This window comes from Bartonella sp. AA81SXKL, from assembly GCF_042196945.1.
Taxonomy (GTDB): domain Bacteria; phylum Pseudomonadota; class Alphaproteobacteria; order Rhizobiales; family Rhizobiaceae; genus Bartonella.
In genome coordinates this window covers 1-22864 of the sequence record NZ_JBHIRH010000015.1, presented here as the reverse complement: position 1 = coordinate 22864, position 22864 = coordinate 1, and the positions used below count along the sequence as shown (strand labels likewise).

The window sequence follows — 22864 nt, the reverse complement described above, 5'->3', positions numbered from 1 at the left end:
TTTTGAAAGTTTTAAAATTGTGACCGATCTTACTCCACACCCAGAACGTGATGTGCTAACAGGTATTGAACCAATCAGTATTATTGATGAAATGCAACGCTCCTATCTCGATTATGCGATGAGCGTGATTGTTTCACGTGCACTCCCTGATGTTCGTGATGGTCTTAAGCCTGTTCATCGACGTATCCTTTATGCTATGAATGAGATGGGGCTTTCTTTTAATAAGTCATATCGTAAATCTGCTGGTGTTGTTGGTGAGGTTATGGGGAAATTCCATCCCCATGGTGATGCTTCAATTTATGATGCTTTAGTACGTATGGCGCAGGACTTTTCTTTAAGAAATCCATTGATTGATGGTCAGGGAAATTTTGGTTCCGTTGATGGTGATCCACCCGCGGCTATGCGCTATACTGAGTGTCGTTTAGAAAAAGTTTCAGAAGAACTTTTAGCTGATATTGATAAAGATACTGTTGATTTTCAGGATAATTACGATGGGCGTGAGCGTGAACCGGTTGTCTTGCCAGCGCGTTTTCCCAATCTTTTGGTTAATGGGTCAGGGGGGATTGCTGTGGGAATGGCAACCAATATTCCTCCCCATAATCTTGGTGAAGTCGTTGATGGTTGTATCGCTTTGATTGATAATCCCGATATCACACTCGATAAAATAATTGAAATTATTCCTGGTCCGGATTTTCCTACAGGGGGTATTATCCTTGGCCACTCTGGTGTTCGTGCAGCTTATGAAACAGGGCGTGGCTCAATCATTATGCGTGCTAAAGTTGAGATCGAAGAAATTCGCAGTGGTCGACAAGCAATTATTGTGAGTGAGATCCCTTATCAAGTTAATAAGGCAACAATGATTGAGAAAATGGCTGAATTGGTGCGCGATAAACGCATTGAGGGAATCTCTGATTTGCGTGACGAATCTGATCGTGATGGATATCGCGTTGTTATTGAGCTGAAGAAAGATGTTGTTGCGGAAGTTGTTTTAAACCAATTATATCGGTATACGTCGCTACAAACTTCCTTTGGTTGTAATATGGTTGCTTTGAATGGGGGAAAACCCGAACAGATGACGTTGCTTGATATGCTTCGTGCATTTGTTTCTTTTCGGGAAGAAGTTGTCAGTCGGCGAACAAAATATCTTTTGCGTAAAGCGCGTGAGCGAGCACATGTTTTGGTTGGCCTTGCCCTTGCTGTTGCCAATATTGATGAAATTATAGCGCTTATTCGCAAAGCTCCTGATCCGCAGACAGCACGTGCACAGTTAATGGAGCGACGCTGGCCAGCGATGGATGTCGCGCCTTTGATTAAACTTATTGATGATCCTCGTCATATTATTCATGAGGATGGTACTTATAATCTCTCTGAAGAACAGGCGCGTGCTATTTTAGAATTGCGTTTGCAACGATTGACAGCCCTTGGGCGTGATGAAATCGCTGATGAATTGAATAAAATTGGTGTGGATATTGCTGACTATCTTGAGATCTTGGCATCACGTGTACGCATTATGTGTATTGTTAAGGATGAGTTGAGTGCTCTTCGTGAGGAATTTGCAACGCCGCGACGTACCGTATTTGGTTTTGGTAGCGCTGAGATGGAGAGTGAAGATCTGATCGCATCAGAGGATATGGTGGTAACGGTAAGCCATAGTGGCTATATTAAGCGTGTGCCTCTTAATACCTATCGTGCACAGCGACGTGGTGGTAAGGGGCGTTCTGGTATGTCCACGAAGGATGAGGATTTTGTAACGCGGTTGTTTGTTGCCAATACGCATACTCCGGTTCTTTTCTTTTCATCACGTGGGATTGTTTATAAGGAAAAAGTTTGGCGACTGCCGCTGGGGACACCCCAATCGCGTGGGCGGGCTTTGATCAATATGCTTCCCTTACAACAAGGTGAGCGTATTACAACGATTATGCCTTTGCCTGAAGATGAAGCGAGCTGGAGTGCATTAGATATTATGTTCGCGACAACACGTGGAACTGTGCGTCGTAATAAATTATCAGATTTCGTTCAGGTTAATCGTAATGGTAAAATTGCGATGAAACTTGATGAAGAAGATGAAATTCTTTCTGTTGAAACCTGTACAGAACATGATGATGTTGTTCTAACAACAGCCAATGGACAATGTATCCGTTTTCCAGTTGTTGATGTTCGGGTCTTTGCTGGGCGTAATTCTGTGGGAGTTCGTGGTATCAATTTAGCTAAAGGCGATAAAGTCATTTCGATGACAATTTTAGAGCATGTCGAGGCGACGTCCATTGAGCGTTCTGCTTATATTAAACGTGTAATGAGTGAACGGCGTGCTTCTGGTGCAGATGCTGATATTGAAGATATTATAACTCTTGATGAGGAAGATGGGGGTGCTGAAACAGAGTTAACAGATGAACGTTATGCAGAACTTCATGCACGTGAACAAATGCTTTTGACGGTGAGTGAGTTTGGTTATGGTAAACGCTCTTCTTCCTATGAGTTCCGGATTTCGGGACGTGGCGGAAAAGGGATTCGCGCAACAGATCCATCTAAAACAGCTGAAATTGGTAAATTAGTAGCGGCTTTTCCGGTGAAGGCGCAAGATCAAATTATGTTGGTATCAGATGGGGGGCAGCTTATTCGTGTCCCTATTGAGGGAATTCGTACTGCTGGGCGCTCAACTAAGGGCGTTACGATTTTTAATACAGCTGAAGGTGAAAGAGTCGTATCGGTTGAACGTATTTCTGAACCTGAAGATGATACGAGTTCATTAGATGATGAAAGTGTGAAGCATTCTGATACGATTGATATGAGCGAAGAAAAATAATTTTGAAGAGGAAGGAGTAAAATCATGAAAATTGCTCTTTACGCAGGTTCATTTGATCCTCTTACAAACGGTCATCTTGATGTTTTAAAAGGGTGTTTTGTGTTAACTGATAAGGTGGTCGTCGCTATAGGTATACAGGCTGACAAAAAAACACTCTTTAGCTTTGAAGAGCGTGTTGATTTCATTATGCAGGTAGGGAAAGACTTGTTTGGTGCAGATTCTAATCGATTGCAGGTTCTTTCATTTAGTAACCTTCTCATTGAGAAGGCGCGTGAAGTTGGTGCTTCATTTCTCGTTCGTGGATTGCGTGATGGTACTGATCTTGATTATGAAATGCAAATGGCAGGGATGAATGGCATTCTGGCTCCTGAATTGCAAACTGTTTTTTTGCCGGCAAGTGTTTCTGGGCGTGCGATAACTTCTACATTGGTACGCCAAATTGCCTCTATGGGAGGTGATGTGACACCATTTGTACCGCCCAATGTTGCACAAGCTTTAAGCTTGAAATACCAATCTTTTAAGGGAGAATAAGTGTGTCTCGTAGAATTTTTGCTGTTTTGATATGTTTATTTTGTTTTTTTTCATTGTCCCCTGTCGCTGGTAATCCTAGCCCAGCAAGTGATGCAAGCCTTCTTGTTTTATCTCTCAACAATGGTGATGTTGTTATTCGTCTGCGTCCTGATTTGGCGCCAAAACATGTTGCGCAAATCAAAAGATTAACAGAGGAAGGGGCCTATAATAATGTTGTTTTTCATCGTGTAATTCCTGGCTTTATGGTACAAACTGGTGATGTAGAATTTGGAAAAAAGGGCAGTAGAGATTTTGATCTGAAACGCGTTGGTATGGGTGGCTCAAATTATCCTAATATACCGGCAGAGTTTTCAAAACAGCCGTTTAAGCGTGGTACAGTTGGGATGGCACGATCACAAGATCCGGATTCCGCGAATTCTCAATTCTTCATTTGTTTTGATGATACTGCTTTTTTAAACGGTCAGTATACGGTTGTTGGAGAGGTTATAAAGGGGATGGATGTTGTTGATAAAATAAAAAAAGGTACGACAAGTAATAATGGATCTGTAAAAAATCCTGATGTTATTAATGCTGCTACTTTACAAGTTGAGAAATGAATCAAGGGAGCTTTCCATATGGCTGAGAATAAAAATCTAGAGAATACTTTAATTCTTGAAACAACAAAGGGCAGAGTTGTTATTGAGCTTTTTGCTGATTTAGCACCTTGTCATGTTGCACGTATTAAAGAACTGGTACGTGAAGGTGCTTATGATAATGTTATTTTCCATCGCGTTATTGATGGTTTTATGGCGCAAACAGGGGATGTGCAATTTGGAAAGAAGGATAGTGATAAATTCGATTTATCACGTGCTGGTATGGGGGGGGCAGAAAAAATAAATTTAACAGCAGAGTTTTCAAATCTTTCTCATAAGCGTGGTACAGTTTCTATGGCACGTAGTCAGAATCCAAATTCTGCTAATTCTCAGTTTTTTATTTGTTTTGCAGATGCTCCGTGGCTTGATCGTCAATATTCCATATGGGGACAGGTTGTTGAAGGTATGGAAAATGTTGACAAAATTAAACGTGGTGAACCTGTTGCAGATCCAGATTCAATTACCAAAGCCGTTATTGCTGCGGATGCAAAATAGTATAAATTATACTGACTTCAATTGTAAGTTTCTAAGAAAAAATACTCTTTTCTGATCAATAAAGGCACACAAAACTATTTTGTAGTATCACGCTTACCTTTTATAATTTCGAGCTAAGAATTGTCCATATATTTACTTCAATCGGATCTTCCTGAAGAGTATAATGTAAAGGATTTGTACAAACACCTGTCAGAATAAGAAAACGCAAAGTCTGTTATGTTATGGTTTTTGTTTGGAAAAGTGTTTTATAAAAAATTCGGCATTTCTCTTCAATTTATTGTTGGTCTATTAATGGTTTTATGATGTTATTTTCCTGAGAGAGCGTGTGCTTTTGTTGCTGCTTGTAAATCAACATCCAATCCTAATGCAGCCGCACACATATTAATACGGATAAGAGCCTTACTAGCTGCTCCAGTTTTGCCTAGCAAGGTGGAAAATCAGCGTTTATGTATATTGGTGTAATCTTTAAAATAAGAATTAATCTTAGAAGAATATAATAAAGGCGCAGAAGTGAAACAAATGGCTAGTCTTGCCATCTCCTTTTTAATTCAACTTTACTTTTTTTAAGTATCTAATGCAATATCTTTTAAATAATGAAGATTATGCATGGACTTACGCTTTTATTTTTCTCGTTTTTTAATAGAGGAACGCTCCAAATGGAATATACTTAATGTTGCACATTTACGTGTTTTTTAAGAAGCATTTCTCAGTACATATCAACATTCACTTCCATAATGACGTTCGTGGCGTGTATAGTTTTAAAGCTATAAATCTATTATGCACCACCATCTTTAAAGCTTGTGAAGGAGCAAGAGGGGGACATCATACGCTTTTTCAGCCTCTAATGTTACGATAGAGCTTTTGATATTTGAGAATCTTTACAAAAAGCATTTTTAGTTTTTTTAAGTGTTTTTACACGTTAATTCCTTTTGTGAATTATCTCAAGTGCCAAGAGCTATCTCAATATTGTAAGGGGATAAATGATTATGCTCATTTGCGCTTTTATTAAGCGTGGGGATCGCCGTGCTCAGCAGATGAAAAATTTTTATCTGTAAAAGTAAACAATATTGTAGGCTGTACAATGCGTTCAGAATTTTCTTCTATGCGTACAAAGTTATTGCTTATGGAAGTATGTTAAGATGAGATTATTGTGATAATAATTTTGTAGTTCTATTAAGGCTTTAGTGCGTTAAGCGTAGGTATTTTGAGGTATGATATTATAAGGATTTTACTATTTTTCTGGAGCTAGATTATTACTTTTATTATGGTGATTTCTTAACAAGAAATGTTCTTTTATCTCGTTTAATTTTTTATGCTGGTTACAATATTGAGCGAATCAAAAATTAATTCATAAAGCTTATGACAATGCTCGTAAGGGGATATCTTTTTTCTTTCTATAGAGATATGCAGTGATGGAATCAAAAAGACGAGAGTTATGATAAAGACATTTCATTATAGAAAAATTGCTCAAGATGGGTATGCACGTCGAGGCGAAATTATAACGGGGCGAGGATGTGTTCGTACACCTGCATTTATGCCTGTTGGAACGGCAGGAACCGTTAAGGCTATGTATATGGATCAGATACGTGATCTTGGTGCAGATATCATTTTAGGGAATACTTATCATTTAATGTTACGTCCAGGAGCTGAACGTGTTGCGCGTTTGGGAGGATTACATGAATTTTCACGCTGGAGCGGACCTATTTTAACCGATTCTGGTGGCTTTCAGGTTATGTCATTGGCGGGAATCCGTAAAATTACTGAACAAGGTGTGATTTTTCGCTCTTACATTAATGGAGCTTACTATGAAATGAGTCCAGAGCGTTCTATCGAAATTCAAGAACTTCTTGGTGCAGATATCCAGATGCAGTTGGATCAATGTATTGCGTTACCTGCAACTGAAAAAGAAATGGAAAAAGCTATGGAACTTTCATTGCGGTGGGCGCAGCGTTGTAAAACAGCTTTTGGAGATCAGCCCAATAAAGCATTGTTTGGTATTGTTCAAGGTGGTGATAATATGAAACTACGTGAACGTTCTGCTCAAGCATTAAAAGAAATGGATTTAAAAGGTTACGCTATTGGAGGGCTTGCTGTTGGTGAGCCGCAGAGTGTTATGACAGCAGTATTGGATACTACTTGTCCGATTTTACCAGAGGATAAACCACGCTATCTTATGGGGGTAGGGACACCTGATGATATTTTACAAAGTGTTGCTCGTGGTGTTGATATGTTTGATTGTGTTATGCCGACGCGTGCAGGACGTCATGGTTTAGCTTTTACCCGCTTTGGTAGAATTAATTTGCGTAATGCGCGTTATGCAGAAGATCCACATCCTCTTGATCCGCAGTCACTTTGTCCAGCAGCACATGATTATAGTTGTGCTTATTTGCATCATTTGATTAAATCTGGTGAATCTCTTGGGGGGATGTTGTTGACTTGGAATAATCTTTTTTATTATCAACAACTGATGCAGGGAATTCGTGATGCCATTGAAGAAGGCTGTTATGCTGATTTTTGCGCTGAAACGCGCGCTCTATGGGCACAAGGACGCTAAAATATTAATCGTAATATAGCGTTTCATTTTTTTATTGAATTTATTCTTGCATTTACAAATTTAGCTAAAAATATGAAATTAGAAACACCTTCCAAAATTATAAATTCCACTATCCTAAGATATAGAAGTGCGGTTTTATAGGGCATATATTCTTTTTCTAATTACTATATAAAACAGAAACTGTTACTCCGGTACGCGCTACCTGATCCGGAGAAAAACAGTTTATTTCTGTTTCTGATGACTGTTTAAAGCAACAATGTTAATGAGGCGTTAGCGAACTCTTAAAGAAGTATGAAAATTTTATTTTTATGAGATAATTTGTGTTTTTTATTACTAAAGGTAAAGAATAGGTTATATACAATCGAATAGATAAATTTTTAGAAAATTAAAAGAAAACTAAAATAAGATTACAACATTTTAAATATTATAATTATATATTTTATGTCATAAAAAATTAAATATTAATCACGATAATTAGCACATTTATAAAATATCGATGAATATATTGAGATAAAAATTATTATATTTGTTTTATGCTCTGTTTATAGAATTTATCTGAAAATAAGTACAATATATTTACGTGAATATTTTAATTTAAAGATAATGAGTTAGATATCTGATGCGATTCCTCTGTTAGAGGAGGGAGGGGTAAAGATGCCTAAAAGAGGATATTTAATAAATCTAGAAACCAAGTACTATTATCATGAGAATTTTTAAAAGAATCTATAATAATTTATAAGAATGGCGTAAAGTTGAAATTATAGCTTATCGATTTGGAGGATCTGCATTCAGGTAGCAAAAACAAAGAAACAATAAGTTTTGGAGAAGTTTAATCCTTATATCAAGATAATAATGAGATGTGGTTCACTTGTTTGAAGTGCATTATTCGACAAATTTTAGAATTATTTATAGGGTATAGTATATAGTTGCAAAAAAAGGTTTCACTGTAAAATTGGAACTGCTGAAAATAGGAGACAAAGTTTATTATTTGGCAGATCTGATAAAAATAGGTGAATACGTTTATAACCTTGAGGGTTTCAAAGATTTTCCATTAAAGAATCTTACCTAAAGCTTCATAAAATGCTTTATATATCAAAATATTTCTAAAACTTCATTGGGGACTATTGGGCATGCGTATAACAATGTTTTGAATTTTTGTTTGTGTGTATTACAGATATCTACAGTTAAAACTCCTATCCAGAAGTGATGATATGAGGGATTCTTATAAACAAAAGGTTCTTGCATTGGAAATTGATTCGAGAATACGGCGTTTAATAATTTTAGCTCTTGCCGTGGGGAGTTTTGCTATTGGTACTGCAGAGTTTGTTGCAATGGGGCTACTGCCAGAGATAGCACGAAGTTCATATGTTGATATTCCTACCGCTGGTCAATATATTTCTGCTTATGCATTAGGAGTTGTGATTGGAGCACCTCTTTTAGCTGTGGCAACAGCTCAGGTATCACGCAAAACTGTTTTGATAGGATTGATGCTTTTTTATGCTTTAGCAAATATTGCTAGTGCCTTTGTTTCTGATTTTAGCATATTAGTAGTATTACGCTTTCTCAGTGGACTTCCCCATGGAATCTATTTTGGACTTGCGGCTATGGTTGCCTCTTCAATGGTAGAAATGAAAGAACGTTCTAAAGCTGTTGGATATGTTATGCTTGGCTTAACAATTGCAACCGTTTTGGGAGCACCCAGTGCTACTTGGATTGGTCAACTTATTGGTTGGCAGATTGCTTTTGTCCTTGTGGGTATGATTGCTTTATTATGTTGTTTGCTTATTTGGAATTTTTTACCTTGTGATTTAAGTTTTCCAAAAACGAATCCTTTGCACGAAATGGGTGCATTAAAGCAAAAGCAGGTGTGGCTTCTTTTGTTGATGGTTTCGGTGGGAGCGTCAGGATTATTTTCTGTTTTCACTTATATCAAGCCAACGTTAATGCATATTTCTGGTGTTTCACTTGAGTTGGTACCATTTATCATGCCGTTAGTTGGATTGGGTATGGTGGTAGGAAATCTCTTGGGGCCTAAATTGGCCGTTAAAATTGGTATTTCGCCGATGATATTTTTTTCTATGCTTTGGAGCGTATTTGTTTTTTTTCTTTTTTTCTTTTTATCTTATGCTCCGTTAACAGCGGCAATAGGATGCTTTTTTGTTGGAACTTCTTTTGCTGCTATGCCTTCTATACAAACAAAAATTATGGATGTTGCACTACAGGGACAGATTTTGGCAGGAGCATTAATGCAGTCTGCTTTTAATATTGCTAATGCTCTTGGTGCAGAATCTGGAGCATTAGTTTTAAAATTGGGCTATAGTTATGAATATACAGCTATTTTAGGAAGTGTTCTAACTTTGTGTGGATTAGTGATTTTTTGCGTCTCATGGTATATGGAAAAGCATGCTTAATACTTTCATTTTTTTAATGAAGAAGGTATTTTTATGTTTATTTAATTATTGGAATGTCCTGTTGGATTTTTTAATATGCAGTAAGAAATGCGCAGCGCTAATGGAATAGCAAAACACAATAAAAAACCAATGAGCACTATAAGAAGAGTTTTTGCTGCTAAGATCATTCCTATTGTTCCTCCAGGATTAAAGAGACCGGCAAGATTGGTTATCACTCCGGCTAGAGTTGCACTCAATGCAGCTGAAAATAGTTGTACGGAGGTAAGGGATTCACTGGCACGTAGAGCATCTTCATCATTTGTACATTGCAAGATCCGTGTGAGCAAATGTGGCCATGCTATGCCCGCACTGATTCCAATAGAAAATAGTGCTAAGCAAATAATAAAAATATATTCGAGTGTGGAAACTTCTGTTGGGATGAGCCATAAAAGAATCGCTATGCCTAACAGTTTAAATAGGGGCGAGTATATAATGATGTTGCGAATTTTTTTTGTGGAGACAGCAGCACTTGAGAGGGCTCCACATGTCCACCCTAGGCTCATAAGTGCTGCTATATAACCGGCTATAAGGGGAGCTTGTCCATGAAGCTCTTGAAGAAAAAGTGGTAAATAAAGTTCTATACTGTACACGACTGTTGTCATCACGAGTATTAATGCGTAAACGGGAAAAATTTCAGAAGAGAAAGAAAAGGATTTGCGCGGCAACATAGGATGAAAGCTATATGATTCGATTTTTGCTAGAACAAAGAGAAGACTAAGTCCGATAACTAATCCGCAAATTTTTGCCATTGTTGTGTCCATAGCTCCTCCAACAGAAATGATAAAAATCAATAAGGTGAGTATGAAAAGTTGGAGAAGAGGGAGGGGGGATGTTGGAACATAGTTTTCATTCTTTTTAGGTAAAACTCTAAGAGCTATGAGCAAGAAGATTATCGCTAATATGCCGATAACCCAAAATGATGCTCTCCATACGCCATAATGTACAGAAATGCCACCGATAGCTGGTCCTAACAAGGTTGATATTCCCCACATTCCAGAGATAACACTTAATGCGTGTGACCATAAAGAGGGGCTGAAAATAATACGTACTATGGAATAGGATAGAGATAACAAAGAACCACTTCCCAATCCTTGAATAAAGCGTCCTATTAAAAATAATGACATAGACGAAGAAATGCTGCAGAGGAAAGTGCCTAGGGTAAAGATAAGTCCAGAGATAACATAAGCGTTGCGAGGACCTAATTTTCCTAATATTTTTGTTGCAAGTGAAGTACCAAGGAGTGAAGCTGTAATAAAGACAGTCGCTACCCAAGAATAATATATCTCACTGCCAATATGATTCATAAGGGAGGGTAAAATAGTAATAACAATATAAACGTTGGTGGCGTGTAATACAACACCACCTGTAAACGTTAAAAAGCAAAGACCATTTTTACCTAATAAAAGCGCAGACCAGCTTTGTTTTTTCACTGTTTTTTGCTATTTAATTTAATAAAAATTTACCCTATTTTTACTTATAAGGTACTTCTTTGAATTTGCCAAGAGAAATTCAAAGCTCTGTTTAGAGCTTTGAATTTTAATTTAAGTAATAACTTAATTGCCCATTGCTTTTTTGAGATTCTCATCAATTTTTTCGAGGAAACCTGTTGTAGAAAGCCATTTCTGTTTAGGCCCAATCAAAAGTGCGAGATCTTTAGTCATAAAACCCTCTTCGACGGTTTTAATACAAACTTCTTCCAATGTCGCGGAAAAGCTTTTTAATTTCTCATTGTTATCTAGTTTAGCACGGTGTGCCAGTCCACGCGTCCATGCGAAAATAGATGCAATAGAATTTGTTGATGTTTCTTCGCCTCTTTGATGCTGACGGTAATGGCGTGTTACGGTGCCGTGTGCTGCCTCTGCTTCAACAATTTTACCATCTGGTGTCATAAGAACAGAAGTCATGAGACCGAGAGAACCAAAGCCTTGGGCAACAATATCAGATTGAACATCACCATCATAGTTTTTACATGCCCATACATAGCCTCCTGACCATTTAATTGCAGAAGCAACCATATCATCAATGAGGCGGTGTTCGTAATATAATTTACGATTTTCAAATTCAGTTTTAAATTCCGTATCAAATATTTCTTGAAAGATATCTTTAAAACGACCATCGTAAGTTTTTAGAATGGTATTTTTTGTTGAAAGATAAACTGGAACATTCCTTTGTAGTCCATAATTAAAGGATGCTTGAGCAAAATCACGAATTGACTCATCAAGGTTATACATAGCCATAGCAACCCCTGCGCTTGGGGCATCAAAAACATCATGTTCAATAACTTGATTGTCATCACCTACAAATTTAATACTTAATTTCCCTTTTCCTGGAAATTTAAAATCTGTTGCCTTGTACTGATCACCAAAAGCGTGACGTCCAATAATAATTGGCTTTGTCCAGTTAGGAACAAGGCGAGGGACATTTTTACAGATAATGGGTTCGCGAAAAATGACTCCTCCTAAAATATTGCGGATTGTGCCATTAGGTGATTTCCACATTTTTTTTAGGTTAAATTCTTTAACGCGTGCCTCATCAGGTGTGATGGTTGCACATTTTATACCAACCCCATATTTTTTGATAGCATTGGCAGAATCGATAGTGACCTGATCATTGGTTGCATCACGATTTTCGACGGAAAGATCATAATATTTGAGATCAATGTTGAGATAGGGATGGATTAATTTATCTTTGATATATTTCCAGATGATACGGGTCATCTCATCCCCATCAAGTTCAACAACGGGGTTTTCTACTTTGATCTTTGCCATTAGAAGTCCTTTTTTTTAAGCGATACTACTTTATAGCACTTTCAAGTTTATAATGAAAAGTAAAAATAAGGGAAAAAAGCACTCAAATATGATCTTTTAGAATCTATGATCAATAGAGTGTAAATTTTGTTGGAGGGTTTAATTTTTGAAAAGAAGTGATGTGTTTGCAAATCTATAATTATTCTATGATTGATGAAGAATCTGTTTAATAGATAAGGTAGTTAGATCACTGGGGGTCAAGGATTATGCATTTTTATTATCAGAGTTTCCATTTAATAAGTTGATTGTATTCTAAATTATAGTTTCTTGATTTGTTGTGTTAGGTGAATAAGAATCTATTTTTATATCGCATTTCAATTCTAAGATTACGGTCTGTTTGTTTATAGAAAAGTTTAATGTGAAAAGGCACCGTAATTAAAAATGCTTCATATAAGATGTGTTTTGGAGTGAATTTTAGTTTTGAAGGTTGGAAGAAACGTATAAATGATGTGGCTGGTTTTAATTTAAAAATTAACGGTATACGCAAGAATATGGCTTATAAACTCACCGGATCACGAGCTAGAACCTTCTAATTTTTATATTTTATCGATTTTTATTGTTATTAACTTTGCGCAGTAAAACACTATCTTCGAAATGCAACAAAGAAATCAATTATCTAATGATTCTTGTATCTTTTTTACGAAGAGATCCCTTTAAAAATCTTATTCCCTCGTTTTTATTTATGCATTCCTCATTTTTAAGAATACGAATAAAATGAATGTATTACACATAGAAAAAAGAATTATGGTACGCCCAAGGGGCGGGTATAGAGTAAATAAAATCAAAGAATTATATAGAATATAAGGGAATTAATGAATTTTGATTCTATTACGTTTTTTTGTCTCTGCCCCTAACTTTTTTGGAGCTTTTTTATAGCTTCAAGAGCTAGTCTTTTACGATCTGCACTCTTTGTATAAAGGGATGCCATCTGATCTTCTGTCCAGCCAAAAATTGCTTTCAATTGTGATACTGTTGCTCCAGAATTAGCTGCACGTGTTGCGGCTAATTTTCTTAATCCATGCGCCGATTTTTTAATTCCAGCCGCATTACAAGCGTCTCTAAATCCATTCCCAAAGCTTTCTTTGGTGAATTTTTGATTCACTTTACTACAGATAAATGTTTCTTCTCCAATAGGACCAGTTTCAAGCGTTTTAGCTAATTCCGGTAAAATGGGAAGAAAAACATCTGTTTGGAATTTACTTTTCTCTGTTTTGAGATGAATAATATTGTCTTTGACATCTTTCCAGCCAATGCGTACCGCATCACCACGACGCAAGCCCGTATATAAAAGAACATCAATCCAGACACGTTCATGGGTACCATGATGCCATATTTGATAATATTTTTCGACATCTTCTTCTGTCCAAACAGGAAATCCCTCTTTGTTTTTGAGGGGGGGTCTTTTTATTCCTAAAGCTGGATTATTTTCCAAAAGACCTTGATCAATCGCCCAATTAAAAAGTCCATTAAGGGCTTTCAGAAAATTTCTAGCCATTGCTGGTGTTTCTTTACGCCGTTCAACACCGGCTATGATATGTTTCTTTTCAATTGCTTGGTATGGAATGTTTCCTATGGTATCACATACCTTCATAAGAATGAGTTCTTTTTGTTTTTGGGTGACTTTAGAAAGGCTATGCCAATTGGAGCTGTTAAAATACTGTTTAAGGAGCCATGCGAATGAACCTTCGACTAGCTTACCAGTTTTTGATTTAGGAAGTATAAGCCCTTGTAACTCGGCAAGTGCGCTTTTGTAGTTATCAACAAACTCTTGCGTTCCATAGGTGCCGCGTATTCTAATACGTGGTCCATGACCAATACGTACATACCATATAATTTTACCATGACGTGTGACTTCTTTGACAAGATGAGGAGGACGTGGTTTAGGCATGGTATTTTACATCTTAGAGAGTGCGGTTTCGTAATATTCATTCTTTGACAAATCTAAAAGTTTGTCTGGGTGGCTAACTGAATTTGGTATTGGAATATCTGCTTTAAGATAGATAAGCAGTTCACCGGTAGGTTTGATTTCTATGAGTTCGCATTTTTGCTTTTTTGCTTCTCTTAAAGCTCGTGCAATGTCTGCTTGCGTTATGATAGCTTTACGAGGTGCCATATCTTTTCTCCTTACATTGAGATGCAATTCACGTGTGGCGTGAATCACGCATTACTTGAAAGTGTTAGGAAGGGTGGGGGTGCTCGTAGATATGCGGGGAACAAAACACCCCCATAAGGTTAAGCAGCTTTTGTTGAGAGTTGTTGTATCTCTCGTTCTATCTCTGCTAAAAAGGTTTCAACAGCTTGATTGATCTGTTCAATTTGTTGATCATCACGGAGAACACGCTTGACTTTCATGCGTAAGTGAAAGAATTCCCCCGTAAAACGTGGGTCATAGCTTACGAAATCACACCATTTTCGTCCTGTACAAGCCATTTGGAATTGCATTTGTGCGTGATATTCTGGTTTGATTTCGTCACCTATACAAAAGCGCATATGTGTTACTGATCTCGGGCATTTGACTTCGATTAAACCGTCTTCTCCAATGAGACCATCGGGGCTAGCCCCCGCCATTTCTATTGTGGGGTGTTGGATAAAGCCGCACTTTGTTATATTGGCATCATAAATGAAGCCATATTCTCTCAAGGCATCTTCTTCATGTTCAATACCCCATCTCATATCTTCAGTTTCATAATAAGGGCTTGTTTCGCCTGTTAAGCGCTCTGTTATGAGTTTAATTTTGTAGTCTTCATATTTGCTCGTAGGCAATCCTTTTGCTGTCTTACTGAGTACGCTGTAAATATTTGATGCGGTGACTTTACCCAAGCGCGCTTGGAACCATTCTGCTGTTCTTTGTTCCATCTCACACCGCTGTTTGTTGCTCTTGTGATGGGAGCGATTGTAGAGCTTTTTCTTTTTGAATATTTTTTCTTCTTTCCAAATGCCCCAAAACCAATTCTGCTTTTTTACAAGACATATCTGTTAGTTTTTCTGCTTCTGCAAAATAAAGAAGACTACTTTCATTTGTCCCTGTTTCTTTAATTAATTCTTCGATTTGCTTTATCTGTTTAGAGGAAACTTTTTGATTATTTGTATCGCCTTCTTTGATTTGCGGTTGACCATCTGTATCGTCTTCTTTACTTGCTACATTAAGAAGCATGCCTAACAGGTATCTCCGTGCGTAGGTAAGTGTAGAACTAACTGATTGTATGTTATTTTTAGAGCCTGTACTGTCAATTGGAAATGTTCCTTCTGTTGAGATTTGATTTCCTGAAGGATGAGACAGAATTATTTCTATGGTAACGTTTTTTTCTGTTTAATGTTTAATATAGTTGTATTTTGCAAACCCGTCCTTTACAGCATCAATGTACTGATCAAGCATAGCGTATTTGCTGTTTGTATGGGTGATTGTAGAGTTTTTTCAATATTTTGATATTTTGTTTGCATAGCCGAAAGATCACGGACAAAGTTTTGGCGCTCTTGTCGTTCTATTTCTTTTTCTCTTAAATCAAGAAGACGCTTTAAGCGGTCAATACTGACGTCACTTTCTAAGGCTTTATTTAAAATACATTCCATAGCAGTTTGTTCGACGGCTAAATGATGTGTTTCTTCAATTTCTATTAGGTTAGTGTTTTGTTCACTCATTTTGATTTCCTCCATTACGCGCAATTCACGTGTGGCGTGAATCACGCATGTTTTAAAAGGCTGGTTTGGCTGTTAGAAAGGGCTTATACGCTCTGTCTTTTCCTAGGGATATGTTCTCGGCTTTTCTATTATAACTAATATATGTGTTGCTTGAAATACATGTGTTACCACATACAACAGCATCACCACCAATATGAGCTTTTTCACAAATATTGCATTGCCGTGAATTTCGGCTATTCCGTAAACTTGCGTATTATCGAAAATATGTGCATTGGATTCAACACAAGCGTTTCCAAAGTCTCTCAGTGCACGCATGCAACGAACTGGGCGACGATAGAGAATGTCTATTTCATCAGTAAATTCGTATTTTTTTCCATGGTTTATTGCCTCTCGCCCTTTGTGATGATTTCATCATTGATGATCTCTGCGTTCCCTGAATAAATGCATAACCATAGATTTTGGCATTTCCTCCAACTTTTGCTCTGATGGAAATCAATGGACTGTCATAAATTTTAGCTTTTCTACTAATAAATGCAACACTAGAAACCTGTGCATTTTCGTAGATTTGTGCATTGACAAAAACACGAATATGTCCAAAAATCTGCGCATTGCCAAAAATATTAGTTTCTCTGGTAACAGATTCACTACCAAAAACACATGCATTTTCATAAATACCAGAAATGTTATCAATATAAGCATCACCAAAAACCTTGGCATAACCATAAACTTTTGCATCATCACCTACCCAGCAATTACCATCATGACTGAGGTTGTCTTCTTTTTGTATAAAGCCGCCTAGGTCTCCTGCTTTAACAGCATCAAAATCTCTTAAGGCTTTAATTCAGTGAAGAGTTTTTCCAGCAAACTCTATTGTTTCATCAGTCATTTCGTATTTCTTTTCCATGATTTTTGCTCTTAATGCATGCTTTGTCTTTATAAGCTCTTGAAACAGCAAACCAATGCCTTCTGCTGCTGGTACAACTTTTTCTATTCCATTTGCGGTTTGAAGTGTGATGGTCGGACAATCCATAAGTTGCTTTTGGATTTTGTCTTGATACGGTAGCAAATTTCCACCTGCTGCTCGTCTGTAAAACCACCCTTTTTGCTGTAAGAAGAAAATGAATTGTTTTGGTTGTATCTCGAGTATTTTAGCGGCTTCTGTAAGACCGAAGAGTCCGTTGTGACGTTGCAAACTTTCAAGAGCAGCTGCTTTGGGTTTAAGGATACTCACTTCACTTTTAAAATCTCTAATTGTGTGACACTTTCTAAAAGCAGTTTTTTTCACAAAGAGAGGGTCTTCTAAAGCGTTTGCAAGGTCTAAAGGTTTCTTTGCACGCCGTTCACATTCAATAAAATATTGACGGGCTTGTTTACCTTTTTTATTACGCTCTACCATGGCAAGCTCTTTTGCCATGTCTAATGTGAGGTGATAGTCTATGGCTGTAACAGCTCTAGATTTTGCGCTCCCCAATTTTGTGGACCGCAAATCTTGTGTTTTTATAAAATCACTTTCCTCTTCAAATTCATATTGATGAATACGATCCTTAATTCAAGTAGAGAAATCTTTCCCTATTTCCAAAAATTCATGTAACTCACGTGCGTTGACCGTTTGAACGGTTTCGTGTTTGATTGTATTGTGCTGGATAGCAATAGGCTTTTCCATTACGAACCTCATGTTGATGGGATTGATGAATGAAAGGGGGGCGCTTTTAAATGCGCCCTTCAGAATTTAAAGCACATCACAAGGATGCAAACGGTGTTGTTGTTCGTAAGAATCATACATTGCATCGTCATATTCATGCTGTTTTATATCGTCTAAAAAAAACGTATGCTGTGATGTGTAAAATAACGTCATGAGGTATGTTTCCGTTAAAACACTGTTCTTCACGTTCTCTAAGATAAAATTCTGCGATATCTTCAGATATATCTTCGCAGCTCTTTTAAGAAGGATTGATGCGAAAGATTTGGATTTCATTATTTGCCTCGTCAATAATTTTTAGAACTTGGCTTTCATCAAGTGGTCCTGACCGACCAATGTTTTGATCATCATTATAGACAACTAATAAAATTTTATCAGAATTTATAAGAATTTGCTTATCCATAATTTCCCCTCCCTAACACCTCTTGGCGATTGTTTGTGCGTGGTTTATGGATACCAATGTAGCGATTTTAAAAATTTTTTTAAAAGTAATAAACTAAAGGCTTTCTTGAAGAGAAGTATAAAAATATTAATTCATATTCTGGCTGGTTTAATCCAGTCGATAGGTGCACACCATTCTAATTCTACATCTACGATATCAGCATATTTTCCATTTATACTGGATAAAACCCATTTCCCTTTTTCTTTCCTGAGACGTAATACTTTGATGTAAACTTTTCCACATTTAGTTTTTATGATAGCGCGGTTGTTAATAAGATCCTCTGGTGGCAAATGATAGGAATAAAAAAGAAGGCTTCCTTCTTCAATGGCTGGAAACATAGAATCACCTACCACGCGAACAGCAACAGTTCCTTTAGGAGCAGATGGCGGGGCTTCTACTTCTTCTAGACAACCAGAATCTATTGCGATTATTTCTCCTCCGACTCCTACAGATCCAATCAAAGGAACTAAGTGATTAGGAGGAATAGAAGCACCGGTAAGCTTTGATATTTCTAATAATTCTCGAGCAGAAATATCTCTTGTTTCTTTTAGCATTTTATTGACGGCAGCACGATCTATCGAGCGACCTAAAGAAGCGGTTAGCTGTCTTGAAAGCTCTGATTGGCTTAATCCAGCTTCAGATAAGGCATTTTGCAACCATTGTGAGATACTTATTGTCATATCTTTATTGTAGGTACGTTGTATACAATCGTCATTTTCTAATTTAGCAACATGTGGTTTCATTATTAATTTTCTTTCTTAACATTGTTTTTATAATCGCTACATAATGTACTATGAAACAATCTTCGGAAATAATAAATCTGTTAGGTGGGGTTCGTAGGGTAGTATCTCAGCTGCTTGGGGTTCATAGAACACGCGTGTATGCCTGGTTCCGTCCTATATCAAAAGGTGGAACTGGTGGAAGAATTCCAACAAAACATATCCAAATTCTTTTGAATGAAGCTAAAAGAATTGGAGCACCGATTAAGGCAGAAGACTTTTTCTCGTTTTTTTATAGGACGCAATCATGTGATTCTAAATTATCTTACAATCTGCTTTTATTGCTGCTTCTACAGATAGTAATGAACATCAACAGCATCATTCACATTCTTAAACAGGCATTAAATAAAGAGACAAAATTAATAGATTACGCGTCACCATGCGCACGCATAAATACGTAGTGCCTTAAGGGGGGATTATGATCACTAACGCACCAACTATTTTATGTCTTGATCTAGGGACCAAGACAGGCTGGGCGATCGTGGTGCTGATGGTCACATAACAAGCGATACAGAAGATTTTCAATCACGCCGTTTTGAAGGCGGTGGTATGCGTTATTTACGCTTTAAACGGTGGCTTACTGAACTAAAAAGGTCCGTTGATGAAATTGACGCAGTGTATTTTGAAGAGGTACGCCGGCATGTAGGTACAGACGCTTCTCATATTTACGGGGGCTTTCTAGCAACCTTAACAGCGTGGTGTGAACATCATCAGATACCATATGAAGGCATTCCTGTTGGCACAATTAAGAAGGCAACAACAGGAAAAGGTAACGCCTCAAAAGAAAAAATGATTAAGGCGGTGTGTGCAAAAGGACATACGCCTAAAGACGACAACGAAGCAGATGCTTTAGCAATTTTATATTTAATGAAAGAAGGGGGGTATACATGTCCAATAAATTACCGTGGACGGAGGCTATTTGCAGATAAATGGATTCTTGATCTTGCTTGTTTATCTCCCTTTGAGTGCAAAGTTTACATAAAGTTACGCTTGCAAATGCTTTATACTGGAAAACCACTTTTAATAATATGAAGGTCCGGGCTGATTACACTGGCTGTTCAGTAAAAATGTTTATGAAAGCGTTAGAAGTTTTAATAAGCACAGGTCATATCAAACGTTTAGATGATGGGTGTTTATGGAGTTTAAAAGTTGAAGAAGAACTCAATAACTCTAATGAGAGTTTAGAGAAGGTATCGAAGACGTCACGGTCAAAGACGTTATCAGAGAGAGCAAAGAAAGCAGCGTAGGCAAGATGGGATAAACATACAAATGATGCTTGTGGTATGCTTAACGATGCTAAAGCAATGCTTAATGATGCCCATATATAACATAAACAATAACAGTTATAATAAAAAACTAATACTATCGTATTAGCAAAAAAGAAATTTGTTCTGAAAATTTAGAAACAAACGAACAGGTTCATGAGTCAATAGAGATTTATGCTTGCGGAAGCCAACCAGAGCAAATCACAACGGATGTAGAAAACCAACCTCCCAATCACAAGCAAAAGAACGTTCCCCAAAAAGCGAAGCGGACTAAATCAAAAGATGATTTTCGCTTACCTGAGGATTTTGAACCTAATTTGCAATACGCAATCGATAAAGGCTTAACCCATGATGAGGCGCTGTTAGAGTTCGAACGGTTCACAAATTACTGGATAGCAAATCCAAATAAAAATGCAAACAAACGGGATTGGTAAAGGACTTGGTACAATTGGGTCACAAGTCCTATCGGAATGCTAGAAAAGAAAAAAGCAAGATTAGAACAGGAAAAACGGTTAGGTGGTCATTATGGAAAATTCACTCATAAAACTTTTACAGAACAGTTTGCAGAGGGCTTCAACGAACTCAGAGATCATCTCTCATCTGGAGAAGATTATGGAAATGATCAGTCCGGGGCATCCATTGACGCTGAAAGCTGGGAATACATTGACGAAACAGGAGGAGGCGCAAACCTTAGATGCTTGAATCATCTACAAGCGTTGCTTTCTGTGAAAGCTTCAGTTAATCAAATTGAGCAAACTTCTTTCCTACTCTCAAGCATGAGAGTTCCTGCGAATACAGACGCCAAAGCCGTCGTTTTATCCTATGGCATGATGCTGGACCGCATTTCGTCATATGCTATGAAAAAGGGCGTCGAAAATATCGTAACGGGTCAAGCAATTGGGATATCAAAAACATTTATGCCAACTTGTGGAGAGCTTTTAACTTATTACCAGACAGTAGAAAACACCCTTCTTTCAAAAGCCGAAAGTGTACGCAAGGCTGTTTTGAACACCCGTGAAAAAAGGCTGAAAGAAAAGGCAATGAGAGAGAATTCAAAACCACTCACGTTGGTTGAAAAGCAAAAGCTTGAAGGAATTTAAATGGTCTTGGGGAACAGTGAAATACATTGCAGGTTAGTAAACTAGTGAAAAGCGCTGATCATTTTGGGATTAGATATGTGTTTAAACCGACAAAAAGGCACCGTACAAAGAGATTTGAAGTTTTTTTACTACAATTAAAAACACAAAACGCTCTGTACGGTCTGATTTGAGGTAAATAGACCAATTGGTAAAATTATGGACTAAAAACATGAGAATATTAAAAGACCTGTTCTTAAAAAAGCGTAAACAACCAATGCAAAAAGAGTTTGTTGCAACAGCTGTTGGTTATGTTCCTTGGGGGGACCGGAGCAGAGGTTTTTTAGGAATTAAAAAAAATCCCTACTTTATTCAAAGTATTTTGACATTTGCATCTGTTTCTTTGGTAATAGTCACAGCGGTTTTTGCAATTTTATGCAATTCTCATATTCCTTTTGAGTTGCAGAACAATCCAAAATACAAACGCGGCAATACAACAGGTTGGGTGAAACTAACACGTGATTTACAACAGTATATGCACAGACTTTTAAAGCTAATAAGTTTAGCACTTGTCGTTTTAATTTTCCCAAGTAGTTATAAAGAAACGGTTTCTTTATCTTTCATTTCTAAGTACGTGGAGTATAAGCTTTCTTTTCCATTGGATACTGTACTTTGGTACTCAGATATTGCTCTTTGGTATTCTTTTTTAGTTTGTGTATTGTTTCTTATGTTACGTACACGCAATTTAATAAACATATCTATTTACACACTACAGTGCTCAGTTAAAAAGCCATAGTAAAATTCCGATTTTATAAAACTGTTCAGATTACGTTGTCTCTTCTCAACGTTCATAGATGCAATCAACAAGAGCATAAAAAACTATCGTGGGTTGCTTGATTTTAAAGAACATGACCTCTAGGTGTGAAGAAAGATGGACTAAGTATTTTTAAAGATGCCCTACTTGCTCTAGAGGTGAAATATGTGGGATTGGGCTGTTATGCCGAGCTTGCCACAAATCATACTTTTGTTGCAATTTAAGCCAGAATTCCGCATCATTTAAACCCGCTTTTTCTAACCGTAAAGCTAAATTAATGCTAATCGCTGCATGACAGTTTAAGACGCGGGATAAAGTTAAACGTGCAACACCAAGACGATTTGCAGCTTCTGTTACTGTTAACCCTAATTCATCAAGCAATTCTTCTTTCAAAATGCCGCCAGGGTGTGGAGGATTGTACATCATAATAACACCTCAAAACTCAATGGTAATCTTGATAATCAACCAGTTCAACGTCTGTCCCAATGAAACGAAAGGTAACACGCCAATTTGCATTGACACGCATTGACCAGTAACCTTTTAAATCGCCCGTAAGCGCATGTAGACGATACGATTTAAGAGTAACTTGTTCAGGCGCGGATATTGTATCTAAAATTACTAAAATGTTTGCTAATTTTTTAGTATGCGCGGGTTGTATGCCTTTGCAGACTCCTCGTTCAAAGAATAATTTCAATCCTTTATGCTTAAAACTAACGATTGCCATATATACCTTCTTGATACTTGATACTATACACCATGCATTTATGTCAATTGATTATTTATCAAAGGGCGCCTTAAAGCATAATTTTATATGTTAAAAAACAACAATATCCTTTTGAAATAATTGCATAAATATGCAAATTATGCTAAGATTTTTT

Annotated in this window: 21 protein-coding genes and 2 pseudogenes; 10 read left to right on the top strand and 13 right to left on the bottom strand. The window is 37.2% G+C overall.

Features of this window, described 5'->3' with window-relative positions:
• Positions 1 to 19 precede the first annotated feature (19 nt).
• Genes gyrA through ACFINZ_RS07375 form a run of 4 tightly spaced genes read left to right on the top strand, consistent with a single transcriptional unit; the run spans position 20 to position 4461 of the window.
• The gene (gene gyrA / locus ACFINZ_RS07390) at positions 20 to 2803 is read left to right on the top strand and encodes a DNA gyrase subunit A (RefSeq protein ID WP_375701286.1); all 2784 of its coding nucleotides are present in this window, start codon (positions 20 to 22) and stop codon (positions 2801 to 2803) included.
• Between the two features lie 24 nt (positions 2804 to 2827).
• Positions 2828 to 3334, top strand: coding sequence for a pantetheine-phosphate adenylyltransferase (gene coaD, locus ACFINZ_RS07385; RefSeq protein WP_375701285.1), 507 nt, complete (start codon positions 2828 to 2830; stop codon positions 3332 to 3334).
• Positions 3335 to 3336: 2 nt separating this feature from the next.
• On the top strand, positions 3337 to 3930 hold the full coding sequence (locus ACFINZ_RS07380; protein ID WP_375701284.1) for a peptidylprolyl isomerase: 594 nt from the start codon (positions 3337 to 3339) through the stop codon (positions 3928 to 3930).
• An 18-nt stretch (positions 3931 to 3948) separates the two neighbouring features.
• Positions 3949 to 4461 (top strand): peptidylprolyl isomerase, encoded by a 513-nt coding sequence (locus ACFINZ_RS07375; RefSeq protein ID WP_375654999.1) that lies wholly within the window; start codon positions 3949 to 3951, stop codon positions 4459 to 4461.
• A gap of 305 nt (positions 4462 to 4766) precedes the next feature.
• Here ACFINZ_RS07375 and ACFINZ_RS07370 read toward each other — a convergent pair whose 3' ends face one another.
• Entirely contained in the window at positions 4767 to 4889 is a 123-nt protein-coding gene (locus ACFINZ_RS07370; protein ID WP_375633837.1) for a hypothetical protein, read from the bottom strand.
• Between the two features lie 1007 nt (positions 4890 to 5896).
• Between ACFINZ_RS07370 and tgt the strand changes: the two genes are divergently transcribed.
• Entirely contained in the window at positions 5897 to 7015 is a 1119-nt protein-coding gene (tgt, locus tag ACFINZ_RS07365; RefSeq protein WP_375634460.1) for a tRNA guanosine(34) transglycosylase Tgt, read from the top strand.
• Between the two features lie 1211 nt (positions 7016 to 8226).
• Positions 8227 to 9426, top strand: a complete 1200-nt coding sequence (locus ACFINZ_RS07360; RefSeq protein WP_375634461.1) for an MFS transporter — start codon at positions 8227 to 8229, stop codon at positions 9424 to 9426.
• Between the two features lie 41 nt (positions 9427 to 9467).
• On the opposite strand, the gene ACFINZ_RS07355 is transcribed toward ACFINZ_RS07360, so the two are convergent.
• The 10 genes and pseudogenes from ACFINZ_RS07355 to ACFINZ_RS07310 form a co-directional block, all read right to left on the bottom strand.
• Positions 9468 to 10895 carry an MFS transporter gene (locus ACFINZ_RS07355; RefSeq protein ID WP_375697285.1) on the bottom strand — a complete coding sequence of 476 codons (1428 nt, stop codon included), beginning with the start codon at positions 10893 to 10895 and terminating at the stop codon, positions 9468 to 9470.
• A 123-nt stretch (positions 10896 to 11018) separates the two neighbouring features.
• The gene (locus ACFINZ_RS07350; protein WP_375634463.1) at positions 11019 to 12233 is read right to left on the bottom strand and encodes an NADP-dependent isocitrate dehydrogenase; all 1215 of its coding nucleotides are present in this window, start codon (positions 12231 to 12233) and stop codon (positions 11019 to 11021) included.
• Positions 12234 to 13122: 889 nt separating this feature from the next.
• Positions 13123 to 14160, bottom strand: coding sequence for a tyrosine-type recombinase/integrase (locus ACFINZ_RS07345; protein WP_375635011.1), 1038 nt, complete (start codon positions 14158 to 14160; stop codon positions 13123 to 13125).
• A gap of 6 nt (positions 14161 to 14166) precedes the next feature.
• The gene (locus ACFINZ_RS07340; RefSeq protein ID WP_375618906.1) at positions 14167 to 14385 is read right to left on the bottom strand and encodes a hypothetical protein; all 219 of its coding nucleotides are present in this window, start codon (positions 14383 to 14385) and stop codon (positions 14167 to 14169) included.
• A gap of 119 nt (positions 14386 to 14504) precedes the next feature.
• Positions 14505 to 15128, bottom strand: coding sequence for a lambda exonuclease family protein (locus tag ACFINZ_RS07335; RefSeq protein ID WP_375701283.1), 624 nt, complete (start codon positions 15126 to 15128; stop codon positions 14505 to 14507).
• A gap of 1 nt (position 15129) precedes the next feature.
• A pseudogene (locus tag ACFINZ_RS07330) lies at positions 15130 to 15911 on the bottom strand (ERF family protein).
• Positions 15912 to 16752: 841 nt separating this feature from the next.
• Complete coding sequence (locus ACFINZ_RS07325; RefSeq protein ID WP_404978070.1) at positions 16753 to 17460, bottom strand: phage antirepressor KilAC domain-containing protein; 708 nt, start codon at positions 17458 to 17460, stop codon at positions 16753 to 16755.
• 180 nt (positions 17461 to 17640) lie between these two features.
• On the bottom strand, positions 17641 to 17766 hold the full coding sequence (locus ACFINZ_RS07320) for a hypothetical protein (protein ID WP_375618719.1): 126 nt from the start codon (positions 17764 to 17766) through the stop codon (positions 17641 to 17643).
• Positions 17767 to 17851: 85 nt separating this feature from the next.
• Positions 17852 to 18013 carry a hypothetical protein gene (locus ACFINZ_RS07315; RefSeq protein ID WP_375633260.1) on the bottom strand — a complete coding sequence of 54 codons (162 nt, stop codon included), beginning with the start codon at positions 18011 to 18013 and terminating at the stop codon, positions 17852 to 17854.
• A gap of 131 nt (positions 18014 to 18144) precedes the next feature.
• Positions 18145 to 18795 (bottom strand): helix-turn-helix transcriptional regulator, encoded by a 651-nt coding sequence (locus ACFINZ_RS07310; RefSeq protein ID WP_375701282.1) that lies wholly within the window; start codon positions 18793 to 18795, stop codon positions 18145 to 18147.
• A 454-nt stretch (positions 18796 to 19249) separates the two neighbouring features.
• Between ACFINZ_RS07310 and ACFINZ_RS07305 the strand changes: the two are divergent.
• The 4 genes and pseudogenes from ACFINZ_RS07305 to ACFINZ_RS07290 all read left to right on the top strand — a co-directional run.
• A pseudogene (locus ACFINZ_RS07305) lies at positions 19250 to 19710 on the top strand (crossover junction endodeoxyribonuclease RuvC); the annotation flags it as partial.
• A 188-nt stretch (positions 19711 to 19898) separates the two neighbouring features.
• Positions 19899 to 20078, top strand: coding sequence for a hypothetical protein (locus tag ACFINZ_RS07300; protein ID WP_375634962.1), 180 nt, complete (start codon positions 19899 to 19901; stop codon positions 20076 to 20078).
• Positions 20079 to 20566: 488 nt separating this feature from the next.
• Complete coding sequence (locus ACFINZ_RS07295; RefSeq protein WP_375635026.1) at positions 20567 to 21196, top strand: hypothetical protein; 630 nt, start codon at positions 20567 to 20569, stop codon at positions 21194 to 21196.
• Between the two features lie 208 nt (positions 21197 to 21404).
• Positions 21405 to 21968 carry a hypothetical protein gene (locus ACFINZ_RS07290; RefSeq protein ID WP_375701281.1) on the top strand — a complete coding sequence of 188 codons (564 nt, stop codon included), beginning with the start codon at positions 21405 to 21407 and terminating at the stop codon, positions 21966 to 21968.
• 150 nt (positions 21969 to 22118) lie between these two features.
• Here the strand turns inward: ACFINZ_RS07290 and ACFINZ_RS07285 are convergent, their stop codons facing one another.
• Both ACFINZ_RS07285 and ACFINZ_RS07280 read right to left on the bottom strand, forming a co-directional pair.
• Positions 22119 to 22412, bottom strand: a complete 294-nt coding sequence (locus ACFINZ_RS07285) for a HigA family addiction module antitoxin (RefSeq protein WP_375640137.1) — start codon at positions 22410 to 22412, stop codon at positions 22119 to 22121.
• A gap of 16 nt (positions 22413 to 22428) precedes the next feature.
• Complete coding sequence (locus ACFINZ_RS07280; protein WP_375701280.1) at positions 22429 to 22710, bottom strand: type II toxin-antitoxin system RelE/ParE family toxin; 282 nt, start codon at positions 22708 to 22710, stop codon at positions 22429 to 22431.
• Positions 22711 to 22864 lie beyond the last annotated feature (154 nt).

Excerpts from the sequence above, each read along its gene's own strand:
- ACFINZ_RS07315 (WP_375633260.1), bottom strand. The coding sequence starts at position 18,013 with ATGGATAAGCAAATTCTTATAAATTCTGATAAAATTTTATTAGTTGTC.
- ACFINZ_RS07300 (WP_375634962.1), top strand. The coding sequence starts at position 19,899 with ATGTTTATGAAAGCGTTAGAAGTTTTAATAAGCACAGGTCATATCAAA.
- tgt (WP_375634460.1), top strand. The coding sequence starts at position 5,897 with ATGATAAAGACATTTCATTATAGAAAAATTGCTCAAGATGGGTATGCA.
- ACFINZ_RS07335 (WP_375701283.1), bottom strand. The coding sequence starts at position 15,128 with ATGGAACAAAGAACAGCAGAATGGTTCCAAGCGCGCTTGGGTAAAGTC.
- ACFINZ_RS07360 (WP_375634461.1), top strand. The coding sequence starts at position 8,227 with ATGAGGGATTCTTATAAACAAAAGGTTCTTGCATTGGAAATTGATTCG.
- ACFINZ_RS07340 (WP_375618906.1), bottom strand. The coding sequence starts at position 14,385 with ATGGCACCTCGTAAAGCTATCATAACGCAAGCAGACATTGCACGAGCT.
- coaD (WP_375701285.1), top strand. The coding sequence starts at position 2,828 with ATGAAAATTGCTCTTTACGCAGGTTCATTTGATCCTCTTACAAACGGT.
- ACFINZ_RS07295 (WP_375635026.1), top strand. The coding sequence starts at position 20,567 with ATGCTAGAAAAGAAAAAAGCAAGATTAGAACAGGAAAAACGGTTAGGT.
- ACFINZ_RS07290 (WP_375701281.1), top strand. The coding sequence starts at position 21,405 with ATGAGAATATTAAAAGACCTGTTCTTAAAAAAGCGTAAACAACCAATG.
- ACFINZ_RS07280 (WP_375701280.1), bottom strand. The coding sequence starts at position 22,710 with ATGGCAATCGTTAGTTTTAAGCATAAAGGATTGAAATTATTCTTTGAA.
- ACFINZ_RS07350 (WP_375634463.1), bottom strand. The coding sequence starts at position 12,233 with ATGGCAAAGATCAAAGTAGAAAACCCCGTTGTTGAACTTGATGGGGAT.
- ACFINZ_RS07285 (WP_375640137.1), bottom strand. The coding sequence starts at position 22,412 with ATGATGTACAATCCTCCACACCCTGGCGGCATTTTGAAAGAAGAATTG.
- ACFINZ_RS07345 (WP_375635011.1), bottom strand. The coding sequence starts at position 14,160 with ATGCCTAAACCACGTCCTCCTCATCTTGTCAAAGAAGTCACACGTCAT.
- ACFINZ_RS07320 (WP_375618719.1), bottom strand. The coding sequence starts at position 17,766 with ATGACGTTATTTTACACATCACAGCATACGTTTTTTTTAGACGATATA.
- ACFINZ_RS07310 (WP_375701282.1), bottom strand. The coding sequence starts at position 18,795 with ATGAAACCACATGTTGCTAAATTAGAAAATGACGATTGTATACAACGT.
- ACFINZ_RS07375 (WP_375654999.1), top strand. The coding sequence starts at position 3,949 with ATGGCTGAGAATAAAAATCTAGAGAATACTTTAATTCTTGAAACAACA.